This window comes from Porticoccus sp., from assembly GCF_965660005.1.
Taxonomy (GTDB): Bacteria; Pseudomonadota; Gammaproteobacteria; order Pseudomonadales; family Porticoccaceae; genus Porticoccus.
Genome location: NZ_CBFHYF010000009.1, coordinates 39692 through 57823 on the forward strand (window position 1 = coordinate 39692; position 18132 = coordinate 57823).

Genomic DNA, 18132 nt, shown 5'->3' on the forward strand with positions numbered 1-18132 from the left:
GATTCAGTCAGTTCCACTGGTCAGTCGGTTTTCAGGTGGCGCAGCAAGTTGCTGTCGCAGTAGCTGTGGGTATCCAGCACCAGCCGCTCCTGGAGCAGCTGCAGTTGATGCAGCATGAACATCACCACAATGCTGATAACCAACGCAATGAAGGTGGAGTTGAAGGCTACCCCCAGACTGGCTGTGACACCGGCAATGTCTCCTTCGACCGCTTTATGCGCCTGGCTGAGTGCTTCCCCGATACCACGAACCGTACCGATGAATCCGATGGAGGGGATGGCCCAGGCGATATAGCGCACCATGGATAATTCCGAGTCGAGTCGGTCGGATTCGGTATCCAGTACCTCGCCCACGGCACTGGAGACATCCTGAATATTGCGTGTGGAGCCGAAGCGTTGCAGTGCCGCCAACAGTGCCCGAGGTAGCAAAAAGCCTTGCTGCGCCGCGGGCAGGGCCTGAACGGGGCGGGACATCTGTCGTGCGTCCTCCGGTAGCACACGACTGCCTTCACTGACACCCAGCAGCTGCAGGGACAGCAGCTTCCGCTCATTGAGGGTGCGGCGGGCCTTGTAACCCATGATGGCAAAGGCCCACAGCATCAGAATAAAGCAGGCCTCCTGTTCGTAATCCTTTACCACAATGTAAAAAGAGCGCTCTGCCACATAGGCTTCGCCCGCCGCTTCTCGCGCCAACTGCTCCTGTAAAATGGCATTGGCATTGGGACGGATCAGCGTTACATAGAAACTGTGCACCAGAATCAGGGCCAGAATCAGGGCGAACAGTTGATAGAGAAACTCCGAGGAGGTGTTATTCCGCATGGGTGGCTACTCCGCAAATACCCGGGCCGGGTTGATGGTGGCTGTCAGGTTGGTGATGGCCGAGAGAGAGTGTCATATATCCACCGGAAAGGGGATGGCAACATCCTCGGAAATTTCTTCCGTTGGGGAAAAGTCCGGAGTTATCCGCTTTGGGGTGCCTGTCGGAGCCGGTGTTACCGACGGCTGCCCGGATATTTCTGTGGTGGGTTGCTGTTTTTTGCCCGGTTCTTTGCCTGACGCCTGTCCCGATTCCGGTTCATCGGCGCTGGCGATCAGGCCAACCGATAGCCAGCCTGCCAGTAGTGCCGCGAGGCACGTCCTGCGTGTCTTTAGCACCATAAGTTATCTCCCCACGCTGCGTGCGACCCTGAAGCCCAAATCGTCCCGGCCATCGAGACCGTAATCGCGGTAGGACAGGCGCAACTGAATGATGTTGCCATGACGCCAGCTGGCGCCGCGAATCACACGAAATTCACCTGATGCTGGGCCGCCGGGATCTTTTTCAGCCCCGGTGCCGAGGCTGAACTCAATACCATAATAATCATTGACCCACTCTGCCACGTTGCCCTCCAGATCGTACAGTCCCCGGTGATTGGGTGAAAAGCTACCCACCGGGGCAGAGACGGCAAAACCGTCGTTATAGCCGGTGATGACCTGGTCAGCCATTCTTGAGGCGCTGCTGTCGGCAAAATTTCCGGCGCCGTCGGCCGGTGGAAATTGCTGTCCCCAGCCAAAGCGTTTTGCCCCGCCGGAGGTGGCTCTGGCCGCCCAGGCCCATTCCGCTTCAGTGGGCAGGCGGTAGCCATTTGCGGTGGGGTTGGTACCGGTGATTTTGCCGCCCGATTCCGTGTAGAAGGGTGCCAGATTTTCCCTGGCACTCAGCCAGTTACAATAACGGGCAGTCTGATCCCAGCTGACATTGACCACCGGTTGTTCGGGTTGATCCAGTGTGGTGCCGCGCACATGCGATGAGCTGTGCTGCCGGGAAAACTGTTTGAACTGCTGGTTGGTCACTTCTTTGGTGGCGAGATAAAACGGGCGGGTCAGCCGAACTTCGCGCAACACCTCATTGGCGCGCCGACCGGTTTCGCGGCGCGGTGCGCCCATCGTGAAACTGTCCTCGGGCCGGAATAACGTCAATGACTGTCCCGCCTTGCTGGTAATGCTGGTGGGCGTGTTGGCCCACCTGGCTGCCTCCTCAGTGAGCAGCGTTACCTGTACCAGTTGATCGAGTCCCGGTTTCGGGGTAATGGTGCGCGTTTCAGTGGCGTAACCGGGCTTGCGAATTTCTATCCGGTGGGCGCGGGCAGGCAGGCTGAAGGTCTGGCCCGGTTTGCCTTTTGATACCCCGTCGATCCAGACAGTGGCATCTCCTGGCGTGGCGGCTACCTGGATCTTCCCCATGCTGGCATTTAGGGTGATCGACAGTTGCCTTTTCTCGCCAGCAGAGAGCGTCAGCGCCTGTTTGCGGGTGACATAGCCGTTGGCAAAAAAGGATAATTGGTGTGCCTGGTCCGGCGGCAATGCCAGATCCAGCGGTGTGACCCCCCGATAGGTGCCTTTTACCGTTACGGTGGCGCCGTTCGGTGAGCTGGTCACCGAGACGGTTGCATCAGCGGGCTCGAAAATGATCTCTGGCAGTGTCAGGGTTTCGCCCACGCCGACGCGCAGCTTTTTCTGCCAGGTTTTGAATCCTTCCAGCTGTACAAGAACGTCCTCGCCCGCCGCAAGCAATTCTGTGGTCAGAGGTGTGCGACCTCGCGATTCCCCGTCGACAATAACTTCGGCTCCACTGGGTCGAGAGCTCAGTTCAATTTGTCCCCAGGCCTGTTGCAGTGTCACTGCCAGTGACTGGGTGCGATCCAGGCCGACGATGGTCACCGTCTCTTCTACGGGAGAATAGCGCAGAGCCTGGACGACCAGTTGATGGTCGCCCGGCGGCAGGTCGCGAACCGTCAGGGGTGTTTTCCCCACAGACTCCCCGTTCACCAGCACCGCTGCACCAGTGGGGGTACTCGTGAGCTCCAGATGTCCCGGTTTTTTAGCCATCGCCAGTTCCAGCAGCTGATGCTTGTCGGGACCGACGGAAAAGGCCTGTTGGAAGGGCAGGTAGCCTTCAGCTGTGGCGTTTATCCGATAATCCCCCGGACGAATCAGATAGTGGTCAGCGAGTTTGAAAGTAATGCCACCGCTGATCGAGATGTCGGCGCTGGCGGGGTTGATTTGTACAACCACCGATTTGGCCGTGAACAGAAACCCCAGGGTCAGTCCGCTCACCAGTAGTCCTGCAGCGATGATGCCTGTCAGGGGTTTGATGGTGAAACGTCTGCTGGCAGCGGTCTCGCCCAGAGGCACAAACGTTGCCGGCTCGATAGCCTGAGGCTGTTGCCGATGATCGGTCACGAGATTGGATCCTCGCAGATCACTACCACCGGTTGACTGAGTCCCTCCGGACCAAGCTGGAACTCTATCCGCACATCCCGATAGCCGCGGCGGGTTCCCACAGCGACGTATTTTCCGGGAATCAGTGAGATCTGCTTGCGCTGAAATTTGCCCAGTTCGCCCTGTCGGTAGAGTGTGACCAGGGTATCCTCATCGGACACCAGCTCCACCTGAACCGGGGTGGTGGCCGTTGCAACGGTTTGATCCAGGCGACCGATCTGTTCCTGCAGCCTGGTGCCGGGGGACTTGATGACTCGTGCATCCGCCAGAATCCGTTGAGCCTCTTGCCGTACATTATCGGATGACAGGCGCAGCGGTTGATCAAGTATTTTGCGAATCTGGTCATCCAGTTGTGCGCGGGCAGCACTGCGAATCTGCCCCAGCCTGGCTTCCAACACAGAACTGTCGATTGCCATGACCCTGGCATAGGTATCCCGAGCCTGATGCCACTGCTCGCGGCTTTCCAGCGCTGTTGCCTCGCTCAGCAAGGATTGCAGGGTCTGTTTGGTGTCGGCACTGGATGCCTGCGTGAGACCGCTGCGGGCCGCCGGGAACCCCGGCTTTAGCTGCAGTGCCTGGTTGAAAGCCGCTTTTGCACTGTCCAGCTGGTTGCGTTCCAGCGCGGTGTAGCCACGACTCATGGCCTCATTGAATTGGTTATTGAGGATTTCGGCGTTAACGCTTTCCAGGCCGACAGCAGCAGGTGTGTGGTCAGCATCCAGTTCCAGCGCTTTCCGGTAGAGTGTTCTGGCCTGGGACAGGTCATTATTTTGTCGGGCGATGGCAGCTTCGGCCACCAGCTCGGCAACCTGATCCAGCACTTTGGCTCTGGCCAGGCCGCGTGCCGCCTCGGCATTGTCCGGGTCAATGGCCTGCGCCTGTTCAAACTGTCGAGTTGCTTTTTCTGCATCACCGTTATTGAGTGCGGCTTGTCCCGCCGCCAGTGCGTCGCTGACCCGCTGGGGAATGGCCGTTTCCAGTGCGGTGAGTTGATCGAGCGCTGTTTGATAAGCGTCATGAGCCTGATCAAAGGCGCGCTGGCGATAGTGGTTATCGCCGGTCGCAGCAATCGCAAGTGCCTTGTCAAAGGTTTCCTTGTCCCAGCGGTCTACATTTTTGCCATCGAGAAAGGCCTGTTTTTCCAGAATTTTGCTCAGTACATCCTGTGCCGCACGCCTTGCCGTGGCCAGCTGCGCATCGCGGAATGGCGATTCAGTCGTCACGGTAGTGGGGCCGTCGGATGAAATGGGCACCGGGGTGGTGTTCGGTGGCTGAATCATTGCCGGAAGAACAAAGATGACCAACAGTGCCAGTAACACACAGATGGCCAACGCAGCCCAGGTGGTGCGCTGTTGTTGCCAGGGCAGGCTATCCGCTTTTTTGCTATCCCCGGTGGTGATAGGGGTAAACGCTATATCGGTCGGTTTGATCGGGTCCTGGTCGTTACTCACAGTCATGAGGCTCAGATTCCACCGCGTTCCGCCTGATAGATCTCCCGCAGCAGGGTTTTCCATTGTGCGTACTGGGCAGCAGCATTTCCGGACAGGGTAATTGTGCGATCTTCCAGCTCGATCACCCGCGGTTCTATTTCGGCCTCAAGTGACTGGGCGAGCTCGGCGAGAGTGTCCTGGTGAATTTGTAGTTCGGCCCTTTTTGACAGACCACTTTTCACTAGTAATGCCCCGCCACCGATAGCCACTGCCCCGGCTGCGCGACCGGAGCCGTTGTTGCTGCCAGAGGCCAGAATACCACCGACAATTGCTGCCACCCCGGCAATGGTGCGATTGCGGGATTGGCGTTTCAGCTCCCTGAGCGCCACCAGCTCGTCATAACTAGCGGCCCGCCATTCCTGATAGGGGTTTTCCATACGGCGGGTGAAGGCATCGTAATGTTCCTGCATGGTGTCGATGAACAGGTAGTCGCGCTGCCGGATTTGCCGGATACGCTGCAGAATGGGGTCATCTTCCGCCGGCAAACGGCTGATTTCCAGCTGGCCGCCGGGTGGTTCCCGAATGTGATCGCTGAAGGCTTCCGGTGAGAAATCGCGAGCAAAACGCAGTTCTGCAATGGTGCGCAACTTTTTGACGTGTGCCGAATTCATCTGCTGGCGATATTCCAGCAGATCGTTGGCAATCCGGTTATAGAGGCCCTGAAACGGGTCGCGCTGTAACTGGTTTTGTCGGTTGTAGGCATAGTTGCCCACTGTTTCGGTGTAGGACTTGGTATACCAGTGGCGGTTGCTGGAATCGGTGACGGTAATGTCCAGTGCCAGCGTTTCGCCGTTGGAAGTGACAATTTTTCCGGCCACGTAGACCTCAGTGACCGTTTCCCTGCCGGGTACCAATCGCACCGCCCCCCAAGCGCCGGTTGACTGAATGGTCGCGGCCAGCTGGTTCGGCAGATACTGTGCCTCGGCCGTGCGTACAGTTGGCGAGACGCTGGTATCGTCCGATTCGATGTTGTCCAGTCCGGGGTCGAAGGGCAGCACAGCCAGGTCGAGTAACTGTGATTCCACCACAGGCGCAGTCTGCTGTTCCAGCGGCGTCACGACCGTACTGGTCACCCGGTTGGTACTGCAGGCTGCCAATAACAGTAGTGCAGACAAGACGAAAACCCGTTTTAACAGAAGCTCCCAGCTGACCAATCTTTTATCGCCCCTCTTTATATTTGCGGTATTCATCCCAGAGTTTTTCTCTCAACGCCGGGTCCTGTTCTTTCATGGCGGCTTCGCGGATTTGACGTGCGACAATATCGTCGTCGCTGCCATCGGGAACGTCGGCAGGAACTGGACTGCCGCCGCTGCGTCCGATGATTCCGCCATCTCCACCATAGGTCGTGGTTTGGCCTGACGGTGGTTGGCTGGCACTGCCCGGTCCGTTGGCCTCTTCATCCCCTGCCCCGCCCAATGGGCCACCTCCGAGTTCCTCAGTGATATCAGCCTCTTCAAACAGGGGCCCTCCCGCGCCGGCAGGCGCTCCTTCAGCATCACCCTCCTGCTCCCGTTCGGCAGCGGCAGCTCTTGCATCCATGATCATACCGTCGAATACAGCCATGAAGACATCCAACTGCTGATCGAGCACCGCGATTTCTTCCTCCGTGCTGAGCGCACCGCCCGGGGGAGGTGCCGCCTGATCGGCGGTACTGCTCTGGTCGGGATTGGCCTCACTCGCATCGCTGGCCTTAGCCGTATCGGTGGTTTTGCTCGCCGCATTGGTCTCAGTCGTCGAGGCTGCCTTCGCGGCGCTCTCCTGCTCGGTGGCCTCCTCCGTCGGTGTAGCCTGGTCTTGCGATTGCGGAGACTGCTGTGACTGAGAAGTGGATTGTGTCGGGTTTTGACAGCCCGTCGCGCTGAGCAGGGCCATGCCGAGTAAAGTTATGAGTATTGATCGATTCATCAGTGGTAGACTACTGTATCAGGACCTTGACCGGCAATGCTTCGGTTGGCACGGGTTGGCCATTGTCGAATCGCGGTCTGAATTTGGTATCAATAATGGTTTTTCTCGCCCGGCTTTCGAACCCCTGAGCGCCTTCCGGATGAATGCTGAGGGTAGTGATTTTACGGGGCTGCCCTTTTTCGGAGATATCAACCGATAGCATCACATAGGCCTCGGGTTTCGGTTGGTCAGTCGCGACTTCCACCAATTCATCCGTCGGGTTCTTTAGCTCTTGCGACGAGAATTCAGCAGAAGCATTTTCAGCGACCGCGAGAGACTCAGCTCCCTGTATTCCTGAATCAATAGGTCTCGGCAGCATTTTTGGTTCACCCAGTAATGCCGTGACCAGAGCGGCATCGTTGGTGTTCTGCAAGACGCTATAGGCCTTTTGGTAGGCTTCAATGGCCGGTCCGGTGAGATTGAATAACATCAGCCAATCGCCTGTTTTGACATAACCGGTGGCTTTATCTGCCGCTGATACCGAGGGGTCCTGTTCCAGAATATCGAGCATTTTGGCGTTCGCTCTGCGACCGTTCTGAAAATAGTTTTTGCTGAGAAACGGGTCGTCAGCCACCCAGCGCGTTTGCGAAAACCGTTCAGACAGCAGGTCGGTGTTGTCCCAACTGTTGGCATGCTTTCGCTCATGCGTGTGGAGGTAGTAGGCCGTCATTGCCGAGTTGTATAGCAGCCCGGTCATGCTGAGATGATCCGGCCCGTGTTGCTGCGCGGTAATTGCCAGAGCCTGATTATAAGCGTCGTGGGCAATATTGAGATGGTAGAGATCGTCTCTGCGCCCCCGGGCATTATAGACTCGCAAATGCCATTGTCCGATTTCGTCCAGCAGTGGGAGAATACGGGGATCATCGGCACCATAGGTTTTACGGTGCAGCCAGAGGAGTTTCTGATAGCTCTCGGCGGCATCACTGATATGTCCAAGTTGGATGTGGGTGTCGATCATGCCACGCAACATGGGTTCCTGCGACAGGCTGTAAACACCATCATTAACACGATTCACGTACATGGCATGCTGGAAGGCCTGAATGGCTTCGTCCAGACGGTTTTGGCGTTGCAGGGTTTTGCCCAGTGCGAAGGTCAATTCCGATAATTCTGGATCAAAGGGGCCAGCCAGAGCTTTGCGTTGATCAATGGCAGACTGGTAATCGGCAATAATCTGTGCTGCTTGTACTTGTGCTGCTGGTTGTGAAGCTGCTTCTTCAATGTGAAGCGCAGGCTGGTCGGATTTCGGGCTGGCCTCAGGACCCCCGCTGTTAGAGTCGTATCTTTCAGTACCCTGTTCGGGGGTGTTTGTTTGCGGTATGTCAGCATTTGCAGCGAGCAGGCTGCCGGAGATGAGCAGTGGCATCAGCACGCTGGCAATAAATTTTAGAGGATGCCCCATAGTGAAAAGCCCAGTGAACGCTAATGGTCTTAGAGATGGCTGGCAGGTGAAGGTTCCTTGCGGTATGTTCCATTCTCACGAGCTGCACAGATGCAGTATAACGCTCTGGGCAGATGAATCATCGGGGATCAAGAAATAATGTTTCTGGCGCTCTGGAATGTGATGGCTCCGGTACTGATTGCCATCGGTATTGGTTATTGTTGGGGGCGTTCCCGGGTGCCCTGCGCCGCGGAGTTCGTCACCCGTGCCGTGATGAATATCGGTGCGCCCTGTCTGGTGGTCTCCGCGATCAGCGGGTCGAAGATTTCAGGGTCGGAATTTTCCGAGGTTGCCGTTGCCGCAGCGATTGTCCTTGCGGGCACAGCATTGCTGGGTTGGGCGGCCATTCGTGCCGCGGGTGGAAATCTCAGGGCGCTGCTGCCATCGGTGACGTTTCCCAACAATGGCAATATGGGATTGCCGCTTTGCCTGTTTGCCTTTGGCCAGGAAGGGCTGGCACTAGCGGTGGGCTTTTTCATCGAACAGATGACTGCCATGATGGTATTTGGCATCCCGCTACTCGACAGGCAATCCGGCAATATCTGGTCAATCTTGAAAGGCTTTGCCTTTCAGCCGTTGATACTGACGGTGATTGTCGGGCTCATTCTGCTGGCAGGTAACGTCGTATTACCGCGATGGATTGATGCCGCTGTCGAACTGCTGGCCGGGTTCACCATTCCGCTGATGCTGATCACGCTGGGGGTTTCCCTCTCCACCCTGAGCACGTCGGGATAGTGGCGGAGTCTGGGATACTCGACTTTGCGCATCTGTGGCGGGTTGGTGATTGCCTGGCTGGCAGTCGAGTGGCTGGACATTACCGGTACTGCCCGGGGTGTGGTGCTGTTGCAGGTCATTATGCCGGCGGCGGTATTCAATTATCTGCTGGCCCTGAAGTATGATCGGGAGCCGACGGCCGTGGCGGGTGTTGTGGTGGCCTCCACAGTCATGGCGCTGGTTGCCGTACCATTGCTGTTGGCTGTGTTGCTATAAGCGGGAGAAAGCTGTGACTGAGATGAAGCCTTTGTCAGGATACCGGGTGATCGAACTCGGTCAATTATTGGCCGGACCCTTTGCCGGGGCGCTGCTGGCCTATTTCGGGGCCGAGGTGATCAAGATCGAACCCCCCGGGAAGGGCGACCCGCTGCGCAACTGGCGGGAGGTCAGGGATGGTACATCCCTGTGGTGGCGGAGCCTCGGGCGCAACAAGAAATGCATTACCCTGGATTTGAAGACGGCGCGGGGGCGGCAGTTGGCAAAGCAGCTGATCGACGGGGCCGACGTGGTGATCGAGAATTTCCGGCCGGGGGTCATGGAAGCCTGGGAGCTGGGACCGGAGCAATTCAAGCAATCCAACCCCGGTTTGGTCTACACCCGTATTTCCGGCTACGGCCAGACCGGCCCCTATGCAAACAGGCCCGGTTTTGCCTCGGTGTGTGAAGGGATCAGTGGCTTTCGTTACCTGAATGGCTTTCCCGGCGAGGCCCCGGTGCGACCCAATCTCAGCATTGGCGACAGTATCGCCGGGTTGCATGCGGCATTCGGTGTGGCGCTGGCGCTGCTGTCCAGGCAGTCCAGCGGGGTGGGGCAGGTGGTGGATGTGGCGCTCTACGAGGCGATGTTCAATCTCCTGGAGGCCGTGGTGCCGGAATACGATGGCGCCGGTATCATCCGGGAACCCTCCGGTACCACTGTGACCGGCATCGTACCCACCAACACCTACCGCTGCGCCGATGGCAAATACGTGGTGATCGGCGGCAATGGCGACTCCATCTTCAAACGATTGATGCTGGCGGCGTGCAGACCGGATCTGGCGAACGATCCCCGCTGTGCTGATAATGCCGGCAGGGTGGAGTGCGAACGGGAGATCGACAGTGCCCTGTCGGCCTGGTGTCGCGAGCTTTCCAGTGCAGAACTGCTGGTGTTGCTGACCGAGCAGCGGGTGCCTGCGGGGCCGATTTATCACGCCGGCGATATGCTGGCGGATCCCCACTTTAATGCGCGGGGTCTGTTCGAGCAGGTGGAAATCAATGGTGAGCCGCTGAAAATTCCGGCGATGATCCCCCGCCTCAGTGAGACCCCCGGCAGCACCCGTTGGCCCGGTTCCGGGGTGGGCAGCCACAACGCCGAGGTGTTGGGCGAGTTGCTGGGGCTGGATGAAACTGCCCTGCAGCAGCTGAAGGCAGAGGGTGTTATTTAAACTTGCCGGGTGTCGCTGGTTTTTCTCAGCTGCTTTTCTTCAAGTAATACGGGAGTGTATCGAGTATGGCTGAACACTGGCCGGTGGTGAGTATTCCCTGTGATGTGGTGATGCAGGGGCTGCATCCCTTTCATGGCAGCGGCGAAAAATATATCAATGCGCTGGCCCATGGTGCCGGCGTCAGACCGGTTTTGTTGCCTGCGGTGGCTGCCGGTCGGGATCTGTCTTCTCTTGCGGACTTCTGTGCTCCGGATGACGTGCTGGATTCGCTGGACGGGCTGTTTCTCACGGGCAATGTTTCCAATGTGGATCCGGATTATTATGGCCAGCCAAGCCGTTCCGGTAACCTACTGGATCGCCAGCGCGATGCTACGGCATTGCCGTTGATTCGCCGCGCCATTGCGCGGAATATTCCACTCTTTCCGGTCTGCCGTGGTATGCAGGAATTGAATGTGGCTCTGGGCGGCTCACTTTATCAGTATGTGCATGAAGTGCCGGGTATGCTGGATCACCGGGAAGACCGGAATCTTTCTAGGGAGGGCCAGTACGATTATGCTCACCGCATTGCGCTGACGCCGGGCGGGCTGCTGGCCACCCTCGCCGGGTCTCGGGAGGTACGGGTCAACTCAGTTCACAGCCAGGACATTCACCGGCTGGCGGAGGGCTTGGAAGTGGAAGCCGTCGCACCGGTCGGACTGGTGGAAGCAGTGCGGCTGACGGATCACAGCCGCTACGCCGTCGGCGTGCAATTTCACCCGGAGTGGCAATATCCGGAAGACGTTTTTTATACTGCGCTATTCAGGGCATTTGGCGATGCGATTCGCCAGAGAAGGACTGCTGGCAGCCAGAGAGACCGGTAAATAGTTAGAGCTGGTTTCAGAGCTACTCGAATCGATCAGCAATTTTTGTTAAACCCGACTTTTGGTGATCCGGGCTATATTGCAGCGATGCCTTCGAATCATTAAATTTGCCCTGTGTTCGGGATCATTATTTTGACAGTTCAATTATGAAGAGAATAACCGCCTCGCTGCTTTGCTGTCCTTCATGCCGATGCAGTTATCACCTAATAGACATGAATGCCGGTACCGCTGGCGCCGATCTTGATACAGGGGCATTGTGTTGCCCTTGCTGCTGGGTAGCTGTGCCGGTATGCAGAGGACTTCCCCTGTTTTCCGAGGCGAGACCACTGCCACCGGGATCGCTGGCATCATGGTTGTCTGGTCTGGAGGATATGTACTTCCTTGCTGATCAGGAGTACCGGGACTTTCTTAAGTTGAAAAAAACCCGAGGTCAGGTAGATCTTTATGCAGCTTTCCAGCCATTTAACGAGTCCACCCGTGCAATTTATCCGTTTATCCCGCTGTTGAAAAAAGTATTGCAGCCTGGGGATGTGATTCTGGATACCTGGTGCCGGACGGGTTGGAGTGGAGAGCTACTCGCCGGGCTGTTTCCCGAGCAGCAGGTGATCTCACTGTGGGAGGGAAACAGCAATGTTCTTGGTTATCGGGGGTTTGACTATTGGCTGGGTAGCCGGCGCCGTGCGCCAAATCTAGATATTGTGTTCTCCCATCCGGGCCGGGCACTGCCTATTCAGACGGGCGCAGTTTCGCTGGTTCATGGCCTCGATTCTTTGCACCGGTATAATCATCTGAGCTTCATCCCAGAGATCTTGCGTGTCTGCCGCAATGACGGTGTGTTGTTATTTCCCCATATACACCTGTCGAATACCGAGCCGGATCCGTTCTTTGAACGGGGTTGTCACCAATACCATGGCCGTGAGTGGAAGGCATGGCTGGATCAATTGTTGCGGGATAGCTCAAGATCTTCGTGGTTACTTCCGGAAGTCTCTCTGTTTGCGCTTGCTGAGCCGTTGCCGCTAAAAGATGACAGTGAGACGGCCCATTACAATGGCCTATTGATGATCGGACCACGGGAACTTGAAGGCAGTATGCTGCAGCCGGGTAATGAATGGGCTTTCATTTCACAGGCCCGGTTTATCAAAAATCCGTTGCTGGATATCAACCTGAGTACTTGTGAGGTGCGATTGTCTCCGACCACTTTGAGCGGCAGGTCACAGGAATTATTGCAACGGCACCCCTGTTATCTGCAAAGATTGGAGCATTGTGGCGCAACGCTGAGCACGGACGAATCCCTGTTTATCTGGTACGCGGCCCAAAATCTGAGCCTGTCACAAATCGCAGTGTCGATGGAACTCCCTTTGGGGGAGACCAGAGCACTGGCACGTCAGCTCTGTGGCAGAGAGATACTCCATCCGGCAGTCATTTCGCCGGCGATGTCGACCCTGCAGCATTACCACGGTTTTGGTTCGGTACCGGAATGGCGTCCCCAGTCGTTTGCCGAGCTTTGGGAGCATGCCAGGCAGCACTATGGTAGCCGCCGGCTTCTCAGGTGGCTGGCTGACGACAGTTGCCTTACGTTTGGTGAGGCTGATTTCATTATTGAGGGCATTCGCCGGCGCCTTCATACAGCAGGGATACGACCGGGAGACCGGGTGGCTATCCTCAGCCAGCATCATCCCGAGGCCCTGCTGGTAGTCTGGGCTGCGTGGCTGGGGGGCATGACGATCGTACCTCTGGATCCGGAGTTGCCCGGGGACGGTGTTGAGCAACTACTGGGCCAGTCTGAAGCAAAACTTCTATTTACTGATCGATCCGAGCTTCGCGTTTCCCCGGCTGTGCCCGTGGTCCTTCTGGATGATGCAGCTGCTGCCTTTGAAGCGACAGAGGAGTTTTCGGTGTGGGTCGCGGAAGCTCTGGACGGGTCCCCTCTGTCCTCTGAGTCAAATCCTGACATAACGGGGACAATTCTTTTCACTTCCGGCAGTACGGGTGAGCCGAAGGGCGTGATGCTATCCCAGAGAGCATTGTGCAATAGCGGTTGGGAAATGGCGGAACATTATGGATGGACTTCGTCTGATACCTTGTTGTCCCTGGGGCCGCTTTCCATGATGAGCGGTTTGCGCAATACCTGCCTTGCTGCATTGTTTGTCGGGTCAACCATCCTGGTGCCCGATCCACGAACAAACAGACATCCACTGATGACCTGGGCCCAGGGCGCAACTGCCGGTGTGTCTGTCATAACGACGGTGCCCGCCTGGTTGCAGGTGCTGATCTCGCGAGGGGATATACCCCCATCTGAGCAACTCAGGCAGATTCTGGTGACGGGTGCGACGCTTCATTCATCCCTCCAGGAACAGGCAGAGAAAATACTCGGGTACCCCATCGCCGACTATTACGGGCTGACGGAAACCGGTGGTATCTGTTGTGCTCCGGTGCCGGGCCAGACTGAGGCAATAGGTACTCTGGGGGTCCCGACCCGGAATGCCCTGGTACAGATTGTCGACAATTGCGGAAAGGTTGCCGGCCGGGAAACGGCAGGCACAATCCGGGTCCGCTCTACGCAACTGATGAGTGGCTACCTGAACAATGAAGCCGCCAGTCAGGCGGTATTCCATGATGGCTGGTTGTGGACCGGCGATCATGGGCGCTGGGATGCGTCGGGGCACCTGGTGTTGCTGGGTCGAGAGGATGACGCCATCAAGCTGCGTGATGGCAGTCGTTTCTATCCCCAGCACCTGGAGGAACTCCTGTCGTCTCTGGAGGACGTGAGTGATGCGGCTGTGAGCCTGGGTGGCAACCCCGGAAAACTGACTGCGCTGATTGTTGCTGCGCGACCTCTGGAGGCAGTTCGTCAGGAGTTTATGGCCCGACATGGCTTATCCCTGCCAGCCCGGCAGATTCCGGAGGTTTGGTGCCAGCCGGCTTCGTTGCCACGCAATAGCAATGGCAAGTTGCGGCGCGGCGGGCTTTCAGCACTGATTAACGATTTGATTTAAAGGAGAAGGGAAATTTCATGGAATCCACTTTGTCATCTATTGCCGAGTCACAACCACTGGATAAGCTCTGGTATCGGGACAAGGTTAGCAGTCTGACCTACGGCGAGCAGCGTCAGCGGCAGGCAGCGCTGTTGGCTTGGTGTGCCACGTCGGGTGTCGGGCAGGGTAACGTGGTGCTGGTAGCCGTTCGCAGCGAGAGGGAGGCCGCGTCGCTGTTGACTGCTCTTGTCTGCATCGGGCGGCCCCCGGTTATTGTCAATCCCGATTCGCCCCTCCCGGAAATGCAGCCGATCATTGAGCGCACCGGTATTTCGGCCGTAATTGCCGAAGACGCGCTGCTAGAGGCCTGGCAGTTGGCGGCTCTGGAGGTGCCGGTATTGAGAGTTGTGCCGGATCAGCCGAAAGGGTCTCTTTTTAACCGTTTGCTAAAAGGCCGTCAGCCTTCCGAAGCCTGTAACGATTGGCCTGCCATGGCGCAAGGCACAACACCGATGACCATCGATGGCTATGATGCCGGCCAACTGGCTTACCTGATTTTTACTTCCGGTACGACGTCCGAACCGAAGGGCGTCCGGATCAGTTGCCGGGCGTTACTGGCCCAGATGGCGGTTTTTATTTCCCGATATGGCCTGACGGCGGATGACCGGCTCCTTAATGGGCTGCCCCTCAGTCACGCCGATGGATTTATCCAGGGACCTTTGCTTGCCTGGGCTTCCGGAAGCATGGTTTGCCGACCGCCGGTTTTTTCAGCCAATACGGTACAGGCTGTGATGGACAGTATTTATCGCGAGCGGATCACACACATGATTGCCGTGCCCACCATGCTGTCATTGATGTTGCGCCTGGGGGCGGATTTTGCTGAAAACCTCCGAAGCCCAGAACTCCGCATGCTTGTCTGCACAGCAGGACATCTGGAACAGGCCCTTTGGGATAAGTTTGAAGCGGTGTTTGGTGTGGCTGTACTCAATATGTACGGTTTGTCCGAAACGGTCTCGTCAGCGCTGTTTTGCGGACCTGATCCGTTGAGCCGGAAAGTGGGCACCCTGGGCTTGCCGGTCAACTGCGCTGTCCGGATCACTGATCAGACAGGTGCCGCTGTGGCTGAGGGAGAAGCGGGGGAATTGCAACTCGCCAGTGATCAACTGATGGAGGGTTACCAATTTGACGAGCAGGCCACAGCAGCTGTCCTGCAGGATGGCTGGTTCCGGACCGGTGACCTGGTGCGCCAGCTTCCCGGCGGGCATATTGAGCTGGTGGGCCGTCTGAAAAATCTGATTGTGTCCGGCGGGCGCAACATCTCACCGGAAGCAGTTTCCGCCTGTCTTAACCAGTATGCCGGTGTCGTTGAGTCCATCGTGCTCGGTGTGGCTGATAAAGACTGGGGAGAGTGGGTGGCAGCGCTGGTGGTGGCTGAAGATGTCCTGTCTGAAAATACTCTAATCAATTGGTGTCGGGAGCATTTGTCCGAGTACAAAGTGCCCCGGCGGATCTTCCTTGTGGATGCCCTGGATAAAGGACCGGCCGGAAAAAATCTGCTGTACAGCGCCCGCGCACAGCTTGATCTGTTGCTCGCAGGAACAGGCAATGAGGGTACAGACGGGCGTCTCGACAAAACGGTTTTGTCCCTTGCTGCCAGTAGCTTCAAGCGTTCGGCGGCCGATCTGGAACTCACATCCGGCCCGGAAAACACTGTTGGCTGGGATTCGCTGGCCCACATGGAACTGGTGGTTGCTCTGGAGAAGCAGTTTGGTATCCGCCTTTCTCCCCGGGAGATCATGCAGATTGATTCTCTGGGAAAGGCAATTGAGCTCTGTCATCTGAAGGTTGGCCAGTGTCACTCCCCCGATACCTGAGGCCCTGGTGCTGGGCTTGCGGCTGGTTGTTACTGATGCTGCTGGCTGGCGGGGCTGTTCATTTTTTTCAATGGGAGTTGTTGCGTATGCTCACCGTCGTACCCGACTCCCACCGGCAACTGGGCAAGTGGGATACCCCTCCGGATATTCTGATATTAGGCGATTCGCTGCTTGCCCAGTCTCCCCCCGGCCACAATGATCAGCCGGATTTGTTTGGCGAGGGTTATACCTGGGCCAAATTCGGATTGCCGTGGGGGCGCTACAATGATTTCACAGCAATATCGTCTGACCAGACCCGGCGATTCAAGATCATAGTGATAAACCAGGGAGTTTTGACTGGCGATAATATTTGGGATCAGCCCGAAAAGAGTATTAAAAGTATTCTGAGGCTGGCAATTCATTACGGCAGGAGGCAGTTAGGGAAACTGGTGAAAACATCCGCACGGGCCACCCAGCAGGCTGGCCCTGTGGAACGACCGGAAAGCGACGGACCAGGACCTGTAGAAACGACAAACCAGAACTGTAAATTGCAAAATGCCCGACAAATTAGTAGGAAAGCCGATGCACTGAATTGGCGATATCGCTATGGAACTGTCTTGTCTGGTGAGGCATTGGCGTTTTTGCGTTCGTTAAATGCCTCCGCAGACGTTGTGGTGGTTCTGAGGTTGCCCAGAGCTATATCACTTGAAAAACTGGTTTCAGACAACCTGGAAAATTACCAGCGAGCATTGTCCTCGGTGTTGTCGGAGCAGAATATCCCGTTGATTGAGTTGGGATCAGTCATGCCCGACGATCACTACTGTGATGGCAGTCATCCTAATTCGTTGGGGCAGGCCGTTCGAACGCGTCAGTTGGTTCAGTTGATCGAAGAGAGGTTGCCATCGACACCGTGAGTCTCGCCATGTTGTCCTGGGTGGCTGTGACGGTGGCGGGTTCATGGCTGTTCAACCGTGCCTGGCAACCGGGTTGGATGGTTCTCTGCGCCTTTGTTTTCATGATGTTATATGCACCGTATTCAATGCTGGTGCTGATAGTGGTGACCATGCTTACGGGGCTTGCCGTTATCACCTGCAAGAATCGGCAAGGTGTTGTGCTGGCCGTCCTGTTTTTTAATATCCTGTTTTTTCTTTTGTACCGTTTTTTTGACCAGCAATATCGGCTGGAAAATGATCTGGTATTTCTCGGTTTGGCCTTTTACCTGCTGCGGGTCATTCACCTGTTGCTGGAAAGTATCAAGTGCAACACCCGTACTGTTCGCTGGCACGAGTTGATCACCTGGTTGTGGTTTTTGCCCACCCTGCAGGTAGGGCCTATCCACAGATTTACTCCCTTTCAACGGGATCTGGCCCGGCGTCGCTGGGATTCGGAAGTCTTTTTCACAGGGCTGCAAAGAATGCTGTTGGGTTATGCCAAACTGGTGATTCTCGGTACCTATCTGGTGGACAGGAAATGGATGAACTGGGTTGACTCGCTGAACCCCGAAAGCTGGATATATCACTATTGTTCGCTGCTGGGTTACGGTGCATCCCTGTACGTTAAATTCGCAGGCTATTCCGACATCGCCATTGGTTTTGCCCTGCTGTTGGGCTTCAGGGTGATGGAGAATTTCAATGCACCTTTTGTTGCCCGCGATATCATGGATTTTTGGCGTCGCTGGCATATTTCCCTTTCCAGCTGGTGTCGCGAGTATGTCTATATGCCGGTGATTTCCATGACCAGAAGCCCGTTTTTTGCCGCACTGGGCAGTATGTTGGTGCTGGGTATCTGGCATGAGCTGTCCTGGCGCTATCTGTTCTGGGGTGCCTGGCATGGAATCGGGATTGCCTGCTGCCATGCTTGGAAAAAAACCAGACTGCGAGGGGCAATTCTGGCATCCCCTGTTGCCGGTTGTTGGGCCTTGCTGTGCTGGTTGTTTACCCTGCACTTTGTGCTGGCCAGCTTTGCCCTGACCAGCGTGGATACATTGGCGGAATCGTTGCACTACTGGCGGGTATTATTGTGGATAAAGTGATGATCAATCGGTTCAAGCGACTGACATATCGATTGCCGGGGTGGTTTCTCGATGCACTGACCGGGTTTTTTTATGCCTCGCTG

The 18132-nt window shown here is 56.6% G+C and carries 15 protein-coding genes; 8 read left to right on the forward strand and 7 right to left on the reverse strand.

What is annotated here, in order from left to right; all coding sequences use genetic code 11:
• Positions 1–20 precede the first annotated feature (20 nt).
• The 7 genes from ACTF5G_RS03880 to ACTF5G_RS03910 form a co-directional block, all read right to left on the reverse strand.
• The gene (locus ACTF5G_RS03880) at positions 21–818 is read right to left on the reverse strand and encodes a MotA/TolQ/ExbB proton channel family protein (RefSeq protein ID WP_438951502.1); all 798 of its coding nucleotides are present in this window, start codon (positions 816–818) and stop codon (positions 21–23) included.
• A gap of 72 nt (positions 819–890) precedes the next feature.
• Positions 891–1157 (reverse strand): hypothetical protein, encoded by a 267-nt coding sequence (locus ACTF5G_RS03885; protein ID WP_438951503.1) that lies wholly within the window; start codon positions 1155–1157, stop codon positions 891–893.
• 3 nt (positions 1158–1160) lie between these two features.
• Entirely contained in the window at positions 1161–3221 is a 2061-nt protein-coding gene (locus tag ACTF5G_RS03890) for a PEGA domain-containing protein (RefSeq protein WP_438951504.1), read from the reverse strand.
• Entirely contained in the window at positions 3218–4717 is a 1500-nt protein-coding gene (locus ACTF5G_RS03895) for a hypothetical protein (RefSeq protein WP_438951505.1), read from the reverse strand. Before ACTF5G_RS03895 ends, ACTF5G_RS03890 begins: the two co-directional genes overlap by 4 nt.
• 5 nt (positions 4718–4722) lie before the next feature.
• Positions 4723–5865, reverse strand: a complete 1143-nt coding sequence (locus ACTF5G_RS03900; protein WP_438951506.1) for a hypothetical protein — start codon at positions 5863–5865, stop codon at positions 4723–4725.
• Positions 5866–5908: 43 nt separating this feature from the next.
• Entirely contained in the window at positions 5909–6655 is a 747-nt protein-coding gene (locus tag ACTF5G_RS03905) for a hypothetical protein (protein WP_438951507.1), read from the reverse strand.
• A gap of 10 nt (positions 6656–6665) precedes the next feature.
• On the reverse strand, positions 6666–8093 hold the full coding sequence (locus ACTF5G_RS03910; RefSeq protein WP_438951508.1) for a hypothetical protein: 1428 nt from the start codon (positions 8091–8093) through the stop codon (positions 6666–6668).
• A gap of 138 nt (positions 8094–8231) precedes the next feature.
• On the opposite strand from ACTF5G_RS03910, the gene ACTF5G_RS03915 reads away from it, so the two are divergent.
• The 8 genes from ACTF5G_RS03915 to ACTF5G_RS03950 all read left to right on the forward strand — a co-directional run bounded on the left by ACTF5G_RS03915 (position 8232) and on the right by ACTF5G_RS03950 (position 18049).
• Positions 8232–8867, forward strand: coding sequence for an AEC family transporter (locus ACTF5G_RS03915; RefSeq protein WP_438951509.1), 636 nt, complete (start codon positions 8232–8234; stop codon positions 8865–8867).
• A 24-nt stretch (positions 8868–8891) separates the two neighbouring features.
• The gene (locus tag ACTF5G_RS03920) at positions 8892–9122 is read left to right on the forward strand and encodes a hypothetical protein (RefSeq protein ID WP_438951510.1); all 231 of its coding nucleotides are present in this window, start codon (positions 8892–8894) and stop codon (positions 9120–9122) included.
• 22 nt (positions 9123–9144) lie between these two features.
• Positions 9145–10329, forward strand: coding sequence for a CaiB/BaiF CoA transferase family protein (locus ACTF5G_RS03925; protein ID WP_438951520.1), 1185 nt, complete (start codon positions 9145–9147; stop codon positions 10327–10329).
• A gap of 65 nt (positions 10330–10394) precedes the next feature.
• Positions 10395–11189 carry a gamma-glutamyl-gamma-aminobutyrate hydrolase family protein gene (locus ACTF5G_RS03930; RefSeq protein WP_438951511.1) on the forward strand — a complete coding sequence of 265 codons (795 nt, stop codon included), beginning with the start codon at positions 10395–10397 and terminating at the stop codon, positions 11187–11189.
• Between the two features lie 281 nt (positions 11190–11470).
• Positions 11471–14185 (forward strand): class I adenylate-forming enzyme family protein, encoded by a 2715-nt coding sequence (locus ACTF5G_RS03935; protein ID WP_438951512.1) that lies wholly within the window; start codon positions 11471–11473, stop codon positions 14183–14185.
• Positions 14186–14202: 17 nt separating this feature from the next.
• A complete protein-coding gene (locus ACTF5G_RS03940) occupies positions 14203–16038 on the forward strand; it encodes an AMP-binding protein (RefSeq protein WP_438951513.1) in 1836 nt (611 codons plus the stop codon).
• Entirely contained in the window at positions 16017–16931 is a 915-nt protein-coding gene (locus ACTF5G_RS03945; RefSeq protein WP_438951514.1) for a hypothetical protein, read from the forward strand. Before ACTF5G_RS03940 ends, ACTF5G_RS03945 begins: the two co-directional genes overlap by 22 nt.
• Positions 16928–18049: an MBOAT family O-acyltransferase gene (locus ACTF5G_RS03950; RefSeq protein WP_438951515.1), complete on the forward strand. Its 1122-nt coding sequence runs from the start codon at positions 16928–16930 to the stop codon at positions 18047–18049. Before ACTF5G_RS03945 ends, ACTF5G_RS03950 begins: the two co-directional genes overlap by 4 nt.
• Positions 18050–18132: the final 83 nt, after the last annotated feature.

Excerpts from the sequence above, each read along its gene's own strand:
- ACTF5G_RS03940 (WP_438951513.1), top strand. The coding sequence starts at position 14,203 with ATGGAATCCACTTTGTCATCTATTGCCGAGTCACAACCACTGGATAAG.
- ACTF5G_RS03930 (WP_438951511.1), top strand. The coding sequence starts at position 10,395 with ATGGCTGAACACTGGCCGGTGGTGAGTATTCCCTGTGATGTGGTGATG.
- ACTF5G_RS03880 (WP_438951502.1), bottom strand. The coding sequence starts at position 818 with ATGCGGAATAACACCTCCTCGGAGTTTCTCTATCAACTGTTCGCCCTG.
- ACTF5G_RS03925 (WP_438951520.1), top strand. The coding sequence starts at position 9,145 with ATGAAGCCTTTGTCAGGATACCGGGTGATCGAACTCGGTCAATTATTG.
- ACTF5G_RS03910 (WP_438951508.1), bottom strand. The coding sequence starts at position 8,093 with ATGGGGCATCCTCTAAAATTTATTGCCAGCGTGCTGATGCCACTGCTC.
- ACTF5G_RS03915 (WP_438951509.1), top strand. The coding sequence starts at position 8,232 with ATGTTTCTGGCGCTCTGGAATGTGATGGCTCCGGTACTGATTGCCATC.
- ACTF5G_RS03885 (WP_438951503.1), bottom strand. The coding sequence starts at position 1,157 with ATGGTGCTAAAGACACGCAGGACGTGCCTCGCGGCACTACTGGCAGGC.
- ACTF5G_RS03895 (WP_438951505.1), bottom strand. The coding sequence starts at position 4,717 with ATGACTGTGAGTAACGACCAGGACCCGATCAAACCGACCGATATAGCG.
- ACTF5G_RS03905 (WP_438951507.1), bottom strand. The coding sequence starts at position 6,655 with ATGAATCGATCAATACTCATAACTTTACTCGGCATGGCCCTGCTCAGC.